The 15,633-nt window shown below is 68.7% G+C and carries 16 protein-coding genes; all 16 read left to right on the forward strand.

The genetic code is table 11. The annotated features are described in order from the left end of the window. The first annotated feature begins 260 nt into the window (after positions 1 to 260). The 16 genes from AXE84_RS06965 (at position 261) to AXE84_RS07035 (ending at position 15,546) form a co-directional block, all read left to right on the forward strand. Complete coding sequence (locus AXE84_RS06965) at positions 261 to 1,001, forward strand: TetR/AcrR family transcriptional regulator (RefSeq protein ID WP_060957355.1); 741 nt, start codon at positions 261 to 263, stop codon at positions 999 to 1,001. 95 nt (positions 1,002 to 1,096) lie between these two features. Beyond that, the gene (locus AXE84_RS06970; protein WP_060957356.1) at positions 1,097 to 2,761 is read left to right on the forward strand and encodes an MDR family MFS transporter; all 1,665 of its coding nucleotides are present in this window, start codon (positions 1,097 to 1,099) and stop codon (positions 2,759 to 2,761) included. A 19-nt stretch (positions 2,762 to 2,780) separates the two neighbouring features. After that, complete coding sequence (locus tag AXE84_RS06975) at positions 2,781 to 3,275, forward strand: methyltransferase family protein (protein ID WP_060958196.1); 495 nt, start codon at positions 2,781 to 2,783, stop codon at positions 3,273 to 3,275. Positions 3,276 to 3,358: 83 nt separating this feature from the next. Next, entirely contained in the window at positions 3,359 to 4,426 is a 1,068-nt protein-coding gene (locus AXE84_RS06980) for an LLM class flavin-dependent oxidoreductase (RefSeq protein ID WP_060957357.1), read from the forward strand. A gap of 48 nt (positions 4,427 to 4,474) precedes the next feature. Then, complete coding sequence (locus AXE84_RS06985; protein WP_060957358.1) at positions 4,475 to 4,924, forward strand: hypothetical protein; 450 nt, start codon at positions 4,475 to 4,477, stop codon at positions 4,922 to 4,924. A 181-nt stretch (positions 4,925 to 5,105) separates the two neighbouring features. After that, positions 5,106 to 5,318 (forward strand): hypothetical protein, encoded by a 213-nt coding sequence (locus AXE84_RS12645; protein ID WP_003780572.1) that lies wholly within the window; start codon positions 5,106 to 5,108, stop codon positions 5,316 to 5,318. Then, positions 5,318 to 5,533, forward strand: coding sequence for a hypothetical protein (locus tag AXE84_RS06995; RefSeq protein ID WP_060957359.1), 216 nt, complete (start codon positions 5,318 to 5,320; stop codon positions 5,531 to 5,533). The genes AXE84_RS12645 and AXE84_RS06995 overlap by 1 nt, the downstream gene beginning before the upstream one ends. A 56-nt stretch (positions 5,534 to 5,589) precedes the next feature. Then, on the forward strand, positions 5,590 to 7,011 hold the full coding sequence (locus AXE84_RS07000) for a Rep family protein (RefSeq protein WP_060957360.1): 1,422 nt from the start codon (positions 5,590 to 5,592) through the stop codon (positions 7,009 to 7,011). Then, positions 7,008 to 7,598 (forward strand): hypothetical protein, encoded by a 591-nt coding sequence (locus AXE84_RS07005; protein WP_060957361.1) that lies wholly within the window; start codon positions 7,008 to 7,010, stop codon positions 7,596 to 7,598. Before AXE84_RS07000 ends, AXE84_RS07005 begins: the two co-directional genes overlap by 4 nt. Next, positions 7,595 to 8,878, forward strand: coding sequence for a relaxase/mobilization nuclease domain-containing protein (locus AXE84_RS12650; RefSeq protein WP_081093110.1), 1,284 nt, complete (start codon positions 7,595 to 7,597; stop codon positions 8,876 to 8,878). Before AXE84_RS07005 ends, AXE84_RS12650 begins: the two co-directional genes overlap by 4 nt. Positions 8,879 to 8,915: 37 nt before the next feature. Then, positions 8,916 to 9,371 (forward strand): hypothetical protein, encoded by a 456-nt coding sequence (locus tag AXE84_RS12655; RefSeq protein WP_017195603.1) that lies wholly within the window; start codon positions 8,916 to 8,918, stop codon positions 9,369 to 9,371. Positions 9,372 to 9,459: 88 nt separating this feature from the next. Then, the gene (cmtR, locus tag AXE84_RS07015; protein WP_003780589.1) at positions 9,460 to 9,828 is read left to right on the forward strand and encodes a Cd(II)/Pb(II)-sensing metalloregulatory transcriptional regulator CmtR; all 369 of its coding nucleotides are present in this window, start codon (positions 9,460 to 9,462) and stop codon (positions 9,826 to 9,828) included. Further along, a complete protein-coding gene (locus tag AXE84_RS07020; protein ID WP_060958197.1) occupies positions 9,825 to 11,729 on the forward strand; it encodes a heavy metal translocating P-type ATPase in 1,905 nt (634 codons plus the stop codon). The genes cmtR and AXE84_RS07020 overlap by 4 nt, the downstream gene beginning before the upstream one ends. A 28-nt stretch (positions 11,730 to 11,757) precedes the next feature. Next, positions 11,758 to 12,582 (forward strand): LLM class flavin-dependent oxidoreductase, encoded by an 825-nt coding sequence (locus tag AXE84_RS07025; protein WP_060957363.1) that lies wholly within the window; start codon positions 11,758 to 11,760, stop codon positions 12,580 to 12,582. 48 nt (positions 12,583 to 12,630) lie between these two features. Then, positions 12,631 to 13,611, forward strand: a complete 981-nt coding sequence (locus AXE84_RS07030) for an arsenic resistance protein (protein ID WP_060957364.1) — start codon at positions 12,631 to 12,633, stop codon at positions 13,609 to 13,611. Positions 13,612 to 14,187: 576 nt separating this feature from the next. Further along, complete coding sequence (locus AXE84_RS07035) at positions 14,188 to 15,546, forward strand: PAS domain-containing protein (RefSeq protein ID WP_060957365.1); 1,359 nt, start codon at positions 14,188 to 14,190, stop codon at positions 15,544 to 15,546. The last annotated feature ends 87 nt before the right edge of the window (positions 15,547 to 15,633 follow it).

Consider the following 15,633-nt stretch of genomic DNA (forward strand, 5'->3'; position numbering starts at 1 on the left):
CCGCAAGAGCATCCGTGTCCAAAACGGACACAAAGGAGTCCGAGGCCCGACATAGCCGCTGACTGAACCGCGGAATCGCGCGGTTTCTTTCTGTTTGTCCGAACTGGGGGCAAGCCTTTGTGTCCGATTTGGACACCGCCCAGCACATCATGGCCGGTCGCGCTGCGCTTGGGGGCGCGATGTCCGGTGCACGGCCTGCGTGAGGAACCTCGCGCACGCCTGCATTGAGTGCAATGATGCACTGAGTGCAAAATGATGGTGTGACCGGAACCGACCTGCGCGCCACCCAGGCGCAACGCACCCGCGCCGCCATCCGTGCCGCCGCGCTCACCCTGACCCGGGAGCGCGGCTATGCCGCGATGACGGTGGATGACGTCGCCGCCCTCGCCGGAGTCTCCCGGCGCACTGTCTTCAACCACTTCGCCTCCAAGGCCGACCTCCTCGTCGTGGGCCTGGAGCCCCCGGCGCCCGAGGTTGTCGAGGCCTTCGTCGACGGCTCCGGAAGCCTCCTGGAGGACCTCGGTACCCTGCTCGCCTCCGGTGCGGAGACTGTCGAGTCCGAGCGCGGCTGGCTCCTGTCCTTCCCGGAGATCGTGCGGGACAACCCCGAGGTGGAGCGCGCCGTCCACGAGCGGCTGCGCATCGTCGCCCAGTCCTTGGCGGAGGCCGCCGGCCGCCGTCTGGGAGCCGAGCCCGACGACCCGCGCACCCGCGCCGTCGTCGCCCTGGCCATGGCCATCCAACGCAGCTCCCTGGATCTGTGGTGCGGGCGCTCCCACCCCTGGGAGGAACGCCGCGAGGTGGCGGCGCGCACCGAGCTCACCGAGCCCGCCGGGGCCTCCGAGAGCCCCGAGGTCTCAGGCCAGTGCCCCCAGTCCCACTTGGTCGACGCCGTTCGCACCATGGTCGAGGCGATCTCCGAGGTCGTCACTCCGCCCCGCTGCGACGCCTCAGCCTCCACCGCTGCCGGCGACCCAAGGCCGTCGAGCTCGCCGAGGTAGCCGCGAGGGCGGCTCGCCCCTCCTTCTCGCGCCTGACTGAACCAGCTGTTTCCATCCTTTTCCATCCTTTGCCCTCAACCGACAAGGCCACACCTATGACTCAACGCACTTCGACGCCGGCCTCCGCCGGCACCGCCCTCCATGAACCGGGGGCGGAGTTCCACCCCGACCGCCGCTTCTGGGCCGTCTACGCCTCGCTCCTGATCGTCATGTTCCTGTCCGCCATGGACCAGACGATCGTCGGCACGGCCCTGCCCACCATCGTGGGCGATCTCGGCGGCGCCGCCCACATGGCCTGGATCCTGACCGCCTACACCCTGGCCATCACTGTGGCCATGCCGGTCTACGGCAAGCTCGGCGACCTTGTGGGACGCAAGAACCTCTTCCTGGTGGCCATCGCCCTGTTCCTGATCGGCTCGGCCCTGTGCGGCACCGCCGACTCCATGACCCAGCTCATCATCTACCGCTTCATTCAGGGGCTGGGTGGCGGCGGCCTCATGATCTCCTCCCAGGCGATCACCGGCGACCTCATCCCGCCGCGCGTGCGCGGCACCTACATGGCCCCCATGGGAGCCATGTTCGGCATCGCCTCCATCCTGGGACCCATCATCGGTGGCTGGCTCACCGACTCGGTCTCCTGGCGCTGGACCTTCTGGATCAATCTGCCGATGGGCGTCCTGGCCTTCATCGCCATCTTCCTGGTGCTGCGCCTGCCCAGCAGTCGCCTGACCAGCCCCATTGACTGGTGGGGGCTCGGGCTCATGAACGCCGGCGCCATCGCCATCGTCCTCATGGCCACCTGGGGCGGCAACCAGTACGAGTGGACCAGCCCGGTCATCATCGGCCTGGGTGTGGTCGGCCTGGTGTGCTGGGGGCTGTTCGGCTTCGTCGAGACGCGCGCCATCGACCCCATCCTGCCCTGGACGATCCTCACCAGCCGCACCTTCATCGTCTCCACGCTCGTCGGCATGCTCGCGATGGGCGGCATGATCGGTGTGCTGAGCTACCTGCCCACCTACCTCCAGATGGTCTACGGCTACTCGGCCACCACCTCCGGCCTGCTGCTGGTGCCCATCACCATCGGGATGCTCGTCTCCTCGATCCTCTCCGGTGTGCTCGTCTCGCGCACCGACCGCTACAAGTTCTACCCGGTCGCGGGACCCCTGGTCGCCGCCGGCGCCGCCTTCTGGCTCTCCCGCCTGTCGACGACGTCGCCCGTCTGGCAGATCTCCGCGGCCACCTTCCTCATGGGAGCGGGTATCGGGCTGTTCTTCCAGCTCCTGGTCACCGTGGTGCAGAACGCCCTGCCGGCCAAGCACCTGGGCACGGCCACCAGCGGCAACAACTTCTTCCGCGAGGTCGGCGTCTCCCTGGGCGCCTCGCTCATCGGTGCGGCCTTCTCCTCCGGCCTGACCTCCAACCTCACGGATCGGATCGGGGCGCTGACCCGCAGCGCGGACCCGGCCGTCCTGGGGGAGCTGGCCCAGTTCAAGGACGCCGACACCTCCTCGCTCACTCCCGCCCTGGTCAACCAGCTGCCCTCCGCCCTGCACGACGCCGTGGCCGGCTCCTACGCTGACGCCCTCCTGCCGATCTTCGGCTGGATGATCCCGCTGTTCGTGGCGACCTCCGTCGTCGCCCTCTTCCTGCCTGAGGTGCCCCTGTCCCAGAAGACCGCCATGGAGCAGGTCGCCGAGGCCGAGGGTGCTGCCGAGGCTGAGGGCAGCGAGCCGACGGCGTTGCGGGATGAGGTGCAGTAGGTGAGAGGATGGCCTGGTGATGGAACAGATCATCAGGCGACCGCCCCCGGCAGTGCTGCTGGCGATCGCGGGCGCGGCGCAGAGCGCCATGACTCGTGGTCGGACAGCGACACCCGCGTCGGTGGCGGCGGCCACCGCCGTCGTCGGAGGCTCGCTGTGCCTGCTCGCCGGAAGCGCAGGCACCTTTCTTCGCCACCGCACCACCGTTGACCCGGTGAGGGTTGAGCGAGCCCAGCACCTCGTTGTGGACGGCCCCAACCGGCTGACGCGCAATCCCATGTACCTGGGTTTGACCGGCCTGCTGCTCGCGCACGCGATCGCGCGCAGGAGCCCGTCCGCGCTGATCCCGCTGGCCGGCTTCGTCTGGCTCATCGACCGCCACCAGATCCCGGCTGAGGAGAAGGCCCTGGAGGAGAGGTTCGGGCAGGACTACCTCGACTACAAGGAGGCCGTTCCCCGCTGGCTGGGTACGCCGTGCACCCACGGGTGCTGCCGATCCCTCTGTCGGCGCTGAGGGCATGCGGCGCCTGAGGGAGGGGTGACCCGAATCGCGCGGTCGGACGGAATGATCCGACGGCGCACGTAGTTGAAGGTTGCATGAAAGCATTCGGGTTTCTCAGCTTCGGACACTATGGACACGGTCGCGGCCCTGGCGACCCCGACGCCCGCCAGGCGCTCAAGGAGGCCGTCGAGATCGCCGTCGGCGCTGACGAGATCGGCGTCAACGGCGCCTACTGGCGCGTCCACCACTACGCCCGCCAGGCCGCCGCGCCCATCCCGCTGCTCTCCGCGGCCGGCGCCCGCACCCAGCGCATCGAGGTCGGCACCGGCGTCATCGACATGCGCTATGAGAACTCGCTCTACCTGGCTGAGGAGGTCGCTGCCCTCGACCTGCTCACCGACCAGCGCATTGCCATCGGCATCTCCCGGGGCTCGCCGGAGCAGGCCCTCCGTGGCTGGGAGACCTTCGGCTATACCGGCGGCGTCGACCCGCGCGGAGTCGACGTCGCCCGTGTCCACACCGCCCAGTTCCTCGACGCCGTCCGGGGTGTCCCGCAGGCGGACCTCGACACCAGTGGCGGTATGGCACCTGGCGCGAGCTCCCGTCTGCGTATCGAGCCGCACGCCTCCGGTGTGGACCGCCGCCTGTGGTGGGGTGCCGGCTCGCGGGAGACCGCTGAGTGGACCGCCCGCCAGGGTCTGAACCTCATGAGCTCGACCCTCCTGACCGAGGCCACTGGGGAGGGCTTCTCCCACCTTCAGGCCGAGCAGATCCGCCGCTACCGCGAGGCGTGGAAGGAGGCCGGCCATGACTGGACCCCGCGTGTGAGCGTTTCGCGCTCCATCTTCCCGATCGTCTCCGAGGTGGACCGGAAGTTCTTCGCGCTGCGCGGTGAGGACTCCCGCGACCAGATCGGCGTCATCGACGGCCTGCAGTCGACCTTCGGGCGCACCTATGCCGCCGAGCCCGACGTCCTCATCGAGCAGCTCGCCCAGGACGAGGCGCTCCATGCCGCCGACACCCTCATGCTCACCATCCCCAGCCAGCTCGGCGTCGACTTCAACCTCCACATCCTGCAGGCCTTCGCCGAGCACGTCGCCCCGGCACTGGGTTGGCAGCCCAACACCGTCGGACCGGTGATGGGCTACTCCCTGGAGGTGTAGACCTCCGGCACCGGTCGCCGTCCCGTCCGGTCGCGATACGGTTCCGTCATGGAGGACGCAGGCGATCAGGCCCCGGTGGTCGTGCACGACCTCGTGATGCCACAGGAGGACGATGGGCCGGATCGCGAGGAGCTGCTGACGGAGCGGAACGCCCTGGTCGATCGGGTGAAGGAGCTGAGCCCGCTGCTGCGCGACATCCATCAGCCGGTCCTGGAGATAACGGCAGCGATCAACGACGTGAAGGCCCGCATCGACGAGATCGACGCGGAGCTGCTCGACCGTTCGGTGTCGGCGGCGGCGAAGCTGCTCGCGGACGTCGAGGAGCCGGTCGGCACTGCGGAGCGCCGCGAGGTGGTCGAGGCGAAGTGGAAGGTGTTGGACGTGGACCGCCGCCGGATGCTCGTGGACGAGCTGGTGACGGTGACCATCGAGCCCATCACGCCCGGTCACGTGAAATTCGACCCCGACCTGATTCGGATAGAGCCGCGTCGCGACTGACTCATGAGTCGACTCGTCATTGCAATGGTGAGTCGACTCGTGGGAGAATGGTTGCAGACAAGAAGATCCCACCGGGGCCGCGACTTAGAAGCGCGGGGTTCTGCTCCCGGATGAGTAGCCGGTCAAACAGCCCAATTACCGTGGCGGGGAACCGGAAGATACTCATGTCTGAGGACTTCCGATGTCTGTCGTTATCGACGTTCCCCGCGCATCCGCGCTCGACCGCCCTGGCCTCGATCAGGGCTCCACTCCTTCTCCGCAGGCAGACGGCCTCGATCCCGTCATCGCCGCCGCTCGTGCTGCTGGTCGTCTGGCCGGTGAACGCCTGGCTCGCACGCCCCTGACCCCGCGACAGCGCGCCGCGGTCGCCGCCGTGATGGGCGGTGGTCACTGATGAGCGCCAACTCCGCCGCCTTCGACCACGTGAACGGCTTCCGCTGGCGACAGGGCGACCCCTCCCTCGCCGAGTCCGAGGCACGTCTCTACGACCTCGGTGTGCTCCGCTCCGTGCTGGAGGAGTCCGTCGAGATCGCCGTCGCCGTCGCCGACGCCCGCGCTCCGTCGCGTGGCCTCGTGGGATCATTTTGGGTCTCATTTGGGGGTCAATAGGGGGTCATTTAGGCGCCGCACTCTCTCTGAGGCCCTCCGCGCTGTCCGCGGCGGGGGTGGTCGCCGTGGCTAAGCAGGAGAACAACCCGACGAGCATCGGGCTCACGCAGTACCTCGATCCGTCTTACTGGACCTGGGCTGCCGAGGACCCGAACGGGGCCGCGCTGCTCCAGCAGGGAGCCGAGGCGATCCTCGCCTACGTGGTGCAGCGGCTCGAGGCCACCGGCTGCGAGGTCGTCGAGGCCTACGGCATCGTGCATGACAAGGACGAGCGCGAGGTCTGGAGCGACACGGAGAAGGCTCTGGTGATCGAGCCGAAGCCCGATCACCTGCACGCGGTCATCAAGTTCGCCAGCCGTGCGAAGAGCGCACCGCTGGATCGGCTCGCGTTCGGCATCGGCGTCGAGCCCCAGTACGTCGAGAAGCCGGGCCGCGGGCGGTACGCCTACGACAACATGCTGTCGTATCTGACGCACGTGAAGTACGCGGACAAGCACCAATACGCGCCTTCGGAGGTCGCTACGGTGCGTGGGCCTGACTACCTCGGGATCGACGCCCAGCGTCGGGAGACCTGGCTCAAGGGGCGCGCGCACGTGAAGAAGAAGGTCGTCGCCGAGAACTTCGAGGACATGCGCGAGCGCGTGCTCCAGGGCGAGTTCACGCGGGATCAGATCATGCTCACGGACGAGCTGTTCGACATCTACTCGCGGCATCAGCGGGAGATCGACGACGCGCTGTCGGCCTACGGCCAGCGCCGCGCATACCGGGCGGCGGCGAAGCTCCGCGCCGTTGAGTTCTCGACGCACGTGGTGTTCGTCCATGGGGATGCCGGGATCGGCAAGACCCGGTTCGCCACGGACTTCATCACCGAGGCGATCAACGCGGCGAACGCGCACGGCGAGCGGTGGCAGGTCTACCGGGCCGCGACGGGGAACCCGCTTGATGACTGGCGAGGCGAGGAGGTGCTGCTGCTGGACGATCTGCGGGCCTCGGCGATGGATGCGAACGACTGGCTGCTGCTGCTTGATCCGTACAACGCCTCGCCTGCGAAGGCTCGGTACAAGAACAAGGGCGAGGTGGCCCCGCGCCTTATCGTCATCACGGCGACGATCGAGCCTGTCGAGTTCTTCTACTACGCCCGCCAGAAGGGCAAGGTGGACGAGGCGTTGGACCAGTTCATCCGCCGCTTGGCCTCGGTCGTGAAGGTCTATCGTGCCGACGACATCAATCGTTACCTCGTGCAGCACATTGGGAAGATCAAGCCCTACGAGTGGCACCAGTGCAGCATCCCGACCGCCGCACACACGCCCGGCATGTACGGCAACGCGTATCACCAGAACGTCGGGTCGCGGGAACTGACCTACGGTCCGGAGACCTCGGGGGAACATGACGCTGAGGGCGCGGTTGCTGAGCTGCTGGGCGGGCTCGCGGTGCGGAGCCCTGACGTGCCGCTGGCGCTGATCGGAGGTGCCGCATGAGCACCGAACGCGATGCGCTCTTCCAGGGGGTCGAGGGGGCCGGAGGCCCCTCGCAAGCAGCCGGGGAGGACATGAGCGCCAGCGAAATGTCCGACACGGCTACTGCTTGCCACTCTTGCGTACAGGTGGAGCAGCAGACCGACTCCCAGGTGAACACCGGTCGGGCTGATGTGGAGGCTGTGCGTCAGAGTCACGGCGGCGCGAAGCGTCGTCGTGGGGGCCGCGCGAAGCTCGATACCGACTTCGGAGAGGAGACGCTCGCGGCGCTTCGCACTCGTGCGAAGCGGCTCGGGCTGGCTCCGAGCACGTGGGTGCGGACCGTCGTCCGGGATGCCCTCCACGCCTCTCGGAGCGAGGAGTTGGACGCCGCCGTGGCCGCGCACCTGCTCGGGGTCGAGGCGCGGGTGCAGGCGTCGGTGGATGCTCGCGAGCTGGCCGCGCAGATTCGCCCGCTGGCGATCAACGTCAACGACCTCGACCGCCGGGCGCGGGCTGGTGAGTCAGTGGCGCTGTCGGCGGAGGTGCCCGAGCTGATCGAGTTGCTGCGCGAGGTCCGCGCCCTGCTCGGGGATCGGGCGGCCTCATGAGCACCACGCACTACAGCCCGAGCGCCAGCGCCGCCGACACGGAGCGCTATATCCGTGGCAAGGAGGACGAGCGGGGCATCGCGATCACGTGCGATGTGCCGGGAGGCCCCGGCGCGTTCTCGGCGCGCGCTCGGTCGCTCACGCAGAACACGACGCGCGAGGTCGAGGCGGTGCATTACCGCCAGTCGTTCAGCGACGAGGAGTTCGACCCGAAGAGTCCGGAGGACGTGCAGCGGGTGAACGATCTCGGTTATCAGCTCGCGAAGAAGATGCACCCGGATTCCGACTGCCTCGTAGTCAGTCATGTGGATGGGCGGGGCAAGAAGCCGCACAACCACATCTTGGTCATCAACCACAACAACCGGACGGGGAAGGCGCTCTCGGACTATCGCACGTTCCACGACCGCAAGGCCGGGAATCAGCGGGGCGTCCAGTCGGCGAACGACCAGCTGATGCGAGAACACGGGCTCTCGGTCGTGAAGCGGCTGGAGCACGCACCGAAGGACTGGGAGCTGCGCCGCGAGGACTTCGCCGAGGGATCGCTCGACCGCGAGATGGGCGACCGGATGAGCGCGGCGCTGGCCGATCCCCGGGCGGTGGACAAGGCCGGTCTGGTCTCGGTGATCGAGGAGCAGAACCAGCGGCTCGGCGATGACGGGGAGCGGGTGCCGCGGATGCGGTTGCACAGCCCCGTCAGCAAGAAGGGCAAGCGCGCCGGGCAAGAGACCTGGACGCTCTACATCGAGGATCGCCGCGGCGAGTCCGGCCGCGCCGAGCGCCGCAAGCGCGCGAGCGCCCTCTCGGCGGACTTCACCCCGGAGGGCGCGCAGGCGTTCTTCGACTACCACCAGCAGCAGAAGGAGAAGGAACATGAGCGCAGCGCTCGACAGGCTGAAGCAGCAGAACGAGCCCGAGCAGTCGCAGCAGCTCGGCAGTCCGGAGACGATGGAGCTGTTGACCTCGATCCTCGCCGCCGTCGAGGCGCAGAACACGAGGATCGCCACGCTGACCGAACAGCAGAAGAAGCTCGCGGGGTTCGTGAAGGTCATGGACGAGGAGACGACGAGGCGGCTGGAGCGGATCACGGCCCCGGCGTCGACCTCCTCGCCCTCCAGCGACGTGTCCGCGAGGATCGCGAGTATCGAGAGCAGGCAGAACGAGATCGCGAGCACGCTCGGCGAGTTCGCGCAGAGTCTCAACGGCGAGAGCTTGAACGCCGCGTCGCGGAGCTTGGTCGCGGAGGCGCAGAAGAATCGCGCGGCTACGGCCTCGGCGATTGAGGGTCTGAAGGCGCAGGTCACAGCGAACCAGAAGCTCGTGAGCCAGGTCGGCGGCGCGGTCCAGCGGATCGAGAAGCGCACCGAGGAACGGGTCGAGAAGGCTGTCGAGCAGGTCGCCGGGGAGGCTTCGGCCACGATGACCGCGAGCCTCGACGCCTCGAACGCGCGGGCGGAGCGGATCATCGCCGCGACGGCGAAGCTGGAGGCGCGACAGCTCTGGTCCGCCGCCGCCGCGATGTGCCTCGTTCTCCTGCCGGTGGCCGTGGTCGTCGCCGGTCTCTGGATGGGCATCGCCGGGCTCATCACGGGTGTTCAGTGGGCGCTGGACGTGGACGGGAGCGTGTGGCTCGGCATCGGCCGGTGGCTCGTGGTCGGCGCTGGCCTCGCCGGGGCCGGCTACGGGCTCTTCGCGTCCGTCCGCTGGGTTGCGGGTCTCGTGGAGACCTGGAAGGGCCGCGGGATGCCGAAGTGGCCCCGCTGGCGCAAGAGGTGATCACGCCTCACGAGGGCAAGCGCGCGCAGCGCGTGCGGCAGCCGCGACAACTGGACATTAGGTCAGCGACTGCTGTATAGTTCAGTGCATGCTGACCATTGCTTCGCGTCTTGACGTCATGAACCGGCTCGGCCGGGCCATGGCCGACCCGACGCGCTCCCGCATCCTGATGTCCCTGCTCGACAGCCCGAGCCACCCCGCGGTGCTCTCGCGCGAGCTGGGGCTGACCCGCTCGAACGTGTCCAACCACCTGACCTGCCTGCGCGACTGCGGGATCGTGGTCGCCGAGCCCGAGGGCCGCCAGACTCGCTACGAGATCGCCGACCCGCACCTGGCCGCGGCGCTGACGGCACTGGTCGATGTGACCCTCGCCGTGGACGAGAGCGCGCCGTGCATCGACCCGGCCTGCTCGGTGCCGGGCTGCTGCGCCGCGAGCAGTTCGGGGGACGCCTCGTGAGCGCCGCCTGCGGCTGCGACGAGCCGACGACCAGCCCCGCGGACGAGGCAGAGGAGGCAGAGCGCCCGTGGTGGCGTGATCCCGGCCTGGTCGTGCCGATCCTCTCCGGCGTCGCGTTCGGCACCGGCCTGGCGCTGGAGTGGTCGGGGCTGCACATCGCGGCGCTGGTCGCGTTCTGGGCGGGCCTGCTGCTGGGCGCGTACACGTTCGTGCCCGGTGCGATCCGGAATCTCGTTGTGAAGCGCAAGCTCGGGATCGCGCTGCTGATGACGATCAGCGCCGTGGGCGCGGTGATCCTCGGCTACGTCGAGGAGGCGGCCGCGCTGGCGTTCCTCTACTCGATCGCCGAGGCCCTGGAGGACAAGGCGATGGACCGCGCCCGCGGCGGGCTGCGCGCGCTGCTGAAGCTCGTGCCGGAGACCGCGACCGTGCTGCGCGACGGGACCTCCGCCTCGGTCCCGGCCAGGGAGATCGCCGTCGGCGACGTGCTGCTGGTCCGCCCTGGCGAGCGGGTCGCGACCGATGGGCTGGTCCGCTCGGGCCGGTCGAGCCTGGACGCTTCGGCGATCACCGGTGAATCGATCCCGGTCGAGGTCGCGCCCGGAGAAGCGGTGTCGGCGGGCGCGATCAACAGCGCCGGCGTGCTGGAGGTCGAGGCGACCGCCGCGGGCACCGACAACTCGCTGACCACGATCGTGGAGCTGGTAGAGCAGGCCCAGGCCGAGAAGGGCGACCGAGCCCGGATCGCTGACCGGATCGCCCGCCCGCTGGTGCCCGGCGTGATGGTCCTCGCCGTCCTCGTCGGCGTGCTCGGGTCCCTGCTCGGCGACCCGGAGACCTGGATCACCCGCGCCCTGGTCGTCCTCGTCGCGGCCAGCCCCTGCGCGCTGGCGATCGCGGTGCCCGTCACCGTGGTCTCCGCGATCGGCGCGGCGACCAAGTTCGGCGTCGTCATCAAGAGCGGGGCCGCCTTCGAGCGCCTCGGCGGCATCCGGCACCTGGCCGTGGACAAGACCGGCACTCTGACCCGCAACCGGCCCGAGGTAACCGCCATCGTCGCCGCCCATGGGTTCGACGATGCGCAGGTGCTTGCTTGGGCTGCCGCCGTGGAGCAGCACTCGACGCACCCACTCGCCGCCGCCATCGCCGCCGCGGGCCGGGGAACCCCCGCCGCGCAGGACGTGGCCGAGGAGGCCGGGCACGGCATCGGTGGCCTGGTCGACGGCCGCAGGGTGGCGGTGGGCAGTCCGCGCTGGATCGACGCCGGTCCGCTCAAGGCCCGGGTTGAGGACCTGGAGGCCGAGGGGCAGACCTGCGTGCTCGTCACCGTCGACGGCTTCCTGGCCGGGGCGATCGGCGTCCGCGACGAGCTGCGCCCCGAGGTCCCCGAGGTCGTGCGGACCCTGCGCGACCAGGGCGTCGAGGTGAGCATGCTCACCGGCGACAACTCCCGCACCGCTGCTGCGCTGGCGAAGCTGGCCGGGATTGGCGACGTGCACGCCGAGCTGCGTCCCGAGGACAAGGCTCGCATCGTCGCCGGGTTCTCGGAGACGTCGCCGACCGCGATGATCGGCGACGGCATCAACGACGCGCCCGCCCTGGCCGGGGCGACCGTGGGCATCGCGATGGGCGCGACCGGCTCCGACGCCGCGATCGAGTCCGCCGACGTCGCCTTCACCGGCCACGACCTCGGCCTCATCCCGCAGGCTCTGCGCCACGCCCGCCGCGGCGGCAGGATCATCAACCAGAACATCGTGCTGTCCTTGGCGATCATCACTGTGCTGCTGCCGCTGGCGATCACCGGCGTGCTCGGCCTGGCAGCGGTCGTCCTCGTGCACGAGGTCGCCGAAGTCGTCGTCATCGCCAACGGACTGCGGGCTGCGCGTGCCCGCAAGCAATAGGTGTTCCGTCCAACGCCATAACTCAGACATGCGCTACGGGAACCCGCTCTACCTGGCTGAGGAGGTCGCTGCCCTCGACCTGCTCACCGACCAGCGCATTGCCATCGGCATCTCCCGGGGCTCGCCGGAGCAGGCCCTCCGTGGCTGGGAGACCTTCGGCTATACCGGCGGCGTCGACCCGCGCGGGGCTGACGTCGCCCGTGTCCACACCGCCCAGTTCCTCGACGCCGTCCGGGGTGTCCCGCAGGCGGACCTCGACACCAGTGGCGGTATGGCACCTGGCGCGAGCTCCCGTCTGCGTATCGAGCCGCACGCCTCCGGTGTGGACCGCCGCCTGTGGTGGGGTGCCGGCTCGCGGGAGACCGCTGAGTGGACCGCCCGCCAGGGTCTGAACCTCATGAGCTCGACCCTCCTGACCGAGGCCACTGGGGAGGGCTTCTCCCACCTTCAGGCCGAGCAGATCCGCCGCTACCGCGAGGCGTGGAAGGAGGCCGGCCATGACTGGACCCCGCGTGTGAGCGTTTCGCGCTCCATCTTCCCGATCGTCTCCGAGGTGGACCGGAAGTTCTTCGCGCTGCGCGGTGAGGACTCCCGCGACCAGATCGGCGTCATCGACGGCCTGCAGTCGACCTTCGGGCGCACCTATGCCGCCGAGCCCGACGTCCTCGTCGAGCAGCTCGCCCGGGACGAGGCGCTCCATGCCGCCGACACCGTCATGCTCACCATTCCCAGCCAGCTCGGCGTTGACTTCAACCTTCACATCCTGCAGGCCTTCGCAGAGCATGTCGCCCCGGCACTGGGGTGGCAGGCCAACACCGCCGGACCGGTGACGGGCTATTCCCTGGAGGTGTAGACCTCCGGCGCCGGTCGCCGTCCGGTCCGGTCGCGATACGGTTCCGTCATGGAGGGCGCAGGCGATCAGGCCCCGGTGGTTGCGTGGATGGAGCACCACCAGGTGGTCCTGTACCTGGGGGCGCTCGTGGCCGGCGCCGGCCTGGGGCTGACTGCTCCTGCAGCCGGCCGTCTTCTTGAGGTGGCGATCTCCCCGGTGCTGGTCACGTTGCTGTACGCGACCTTTCTCGGCGTCCCCTTCCATCGCTTGCGGGCCGCCTTCGCCGACGCCCGGTTCATGACGGCGCTTCTGGTCGTCAACTTCCTGGTGGTGCCGGCGGTGGTCCTGCCTCTGTCCCGACTGGTGGCCGATGAGCCGGGGCTGCTGGTCGGCACCCTCCTGGTGCTCCTGGCGCCCTGCGTCGACTACGTCATGGTCTTCACCCGTCTGGGCGGCGGCGCATGGTCGCGCATCCTGGCGGCATCTCCGGCTCTCATGCTCATCCAGGCCCTTGTCCTGCCACTGTGGCTGGCCGTTGCCGCCGGCTCACCTGGGGTCCAGGGCGGTGGTATCAGCTGGCGGCCTTTCGCGCAGGCCTTCGTCCTCATGATCGCACTGCCTATGGGGCTGTCGATCCTTACGCGGCGCGCCGCACCCCGGGTCCGGTCCGTCGCCCGGCTCGCATCAGCGACGACGGCGCTCATGGTTCCGCTCATGATGGCGACCCTGGTGCTCGTCGTCGCCTCCCAGGTTCCCCATGTCGCCTCCCGGCCCGACGTCGTCGCCCGGGTGGTTCCGCTCTTCGTGACTTTCGCTCTGGTGATGCCGGTTGTGGGAGACATCGTCGGGCGCATGGCCCGACAGGGACGTCAGGAGCGTCTGGCGCTCGCCTTCTCCGGGACCACCCGTAACTCGCTGGTGGTTCTGCCGTTGGCTCTGGCGCTGCCCGATTCCATGGGGATGGCACCGATTGCGGTGGTGACTCAGACCTTGGTGGAGCTCGTGGTCATGGCAGTCGGTGTCCGTCTGCTTCCCCGCCTTATTCGATAGAGCGGGGACAGAGGGGTTGTGGAGACGAAACCGCCGCAATGATGTCGATAAATGACGTGGCCTGTGGGTCTCGGACTTCTCCGAGCCCCACAGGCCCCTGTCGTTGAGGGCGGCATCGCCTCTGGATCCCATATTCCAGAGGGGACTCAACCCTCCTTCGCCAGAGCGGCTCACGCCGAGCTCCCTATCAACTCGGGCGGCCTCGGAATCCGATCGGTCATCGGGCTCCCCAACCCTCGCGACCAGTTCCGTCCGGCGGCGGTCACTATGTAACCCGTTGCTCCTGTGGGAGCACTTCAATGTACCTGAGAGTAGTCTGGGAATCCATTCGCGGAATTTGTTTCGTTTTTCCGAGGCTGGATACTGCCCTTTTCTTAAGGGGGTTAATGGCGTTAATTCTCAGTGTATTTTAAACGTATAGGTAATCCTTCTGCGTTGATTCTCTTTCAGGTGTTGTCCCGGAAATGGGGTGTATTGTTCAGCCGTCCAACCGTCAATCAACGGGTGGAAGGTGGTGGTTGTCCGGCTCAGGGCGCCGGATACCGCCGGCCCCCGATCTCCAAGGAGCAGTTGCCTATGCCGCAGGTCACCGGAGCCGTTCATGAGGTGGGTGTCGACCAGCTCTTCTTCTCCACCACAGACGCGCGTGGTGTCATCCGCCACTCGAACAACGTCTTCATCGAGCTCTCGCGCTATCGGCGTGACGAGCTCTCTGGCGCCCCGCACAACATCATTCGTCACCCGGAGATGCCCGGTGGCGCCTTCAAGGCCATGTGGGACACCCTCAAAGCCGGCAGCCCCTTCGCCGCCTACGTGCGTAACCTCGCCGCCGACGGCAGTGAGTACGACGTCTTCGCCACCGTCACCCCACTGTCCGACGGCGGCTACCTCTCGGTGCGCACCCGTCCGGTGTGCTCCGACCTGTTCGACACCGCCTGCGCCATCTACAGCGACGCTCGCGCCGTCGAGGATGAGGCCATCCACGCCGGGGCCAACCGCCGGGCGGCGGCCGAGGAGGGGTTGAACCGCATCGCCGAGAAGCTGGCCGGAGCGGGCCTGTCCTCCTACGAGGAGTTCCAGAACACGGCCCTGCCGGCGGAGGTGGCGCGTCGGGAGGAGCTCTCCGAGGGTATCCCGGTGCGCCCGGACGCCACCGGGGACCTGCGCGTCATGCTCGACTCGGTCACCAGGATCGCCGCCGGGCTCGACTCGTGGATGTCCGGTCAGCAGCAGCTCGCCGAGCTCTCCGCCTCCCTCAAGGCCGCGGGGAAGGGACTGACCCGAACCCTGGAGGACCCTCGCCTGAACTCCTCGCACATCTCCGCCCTGGACCGCTCCGACCCCCGGGTCAAACCCCTGGCCGACCTGCTGGACCTGTGGACCCAGATGCAGGGCCTGGTCAGTCCCCTCGTGGCGAGGCTCGTCGACACCCTGGCCCAGCTCGACACCAACGGCGCCCGCACCCGCTTCCGCATCGCCCTGGCCCGTCTGCACACCACCATCAGCTCGCTGTTCACCGTCGAGCTCATCGACGGCGTCGGAGACCCGCAGTACTCGGCGCAGGCCATCCCCGACCTCATCGAGTCGCTCCGTGAGGGCATCGCCGAGATGGAGCGTCAGGCCCAGGCCCACAGTGCGCTCGCGGCCCAGGCGGTCGCCTACATCGGCGAGGCCAGCCGCATGATGACGATCCCGAACCAGCTCCTCATGCTGTGGACCGGATCGGCCGCGTCGAGCGACCCGGAGCTGCCCGCCACCGCCGCAGAGCTCTCCAGTGCCGCCTCCGGCGTGGTTGAGTCCGTGGGCCGTCGCCTGGCCGAGCTCGATGACCTTGCCGCCCGCTGCCAGGCCGCTCATGTCGCCGACAACTTCGCGGAGCTGAGGGAGGCCCTGGACTCCTTCACGACGGCGGCCGGTGCCGTCGCCCCGAGCTGAACCGGTTCGGCGCCGGTCGGCGAACGTATCCGTTCACCAACCGGCGCCGCTGCGCTGACCGGAAGCCGATCGGGCGCTGACGGGGTC

The organism is Actinomyces oris, from assembly GCF_001553935.1.
GTDB lineage: Bacteria > Actinomycetota > Actinomycetes > Actinomycetales > Actinomycetaceae > Actinomyces > Actinomyces oris_A.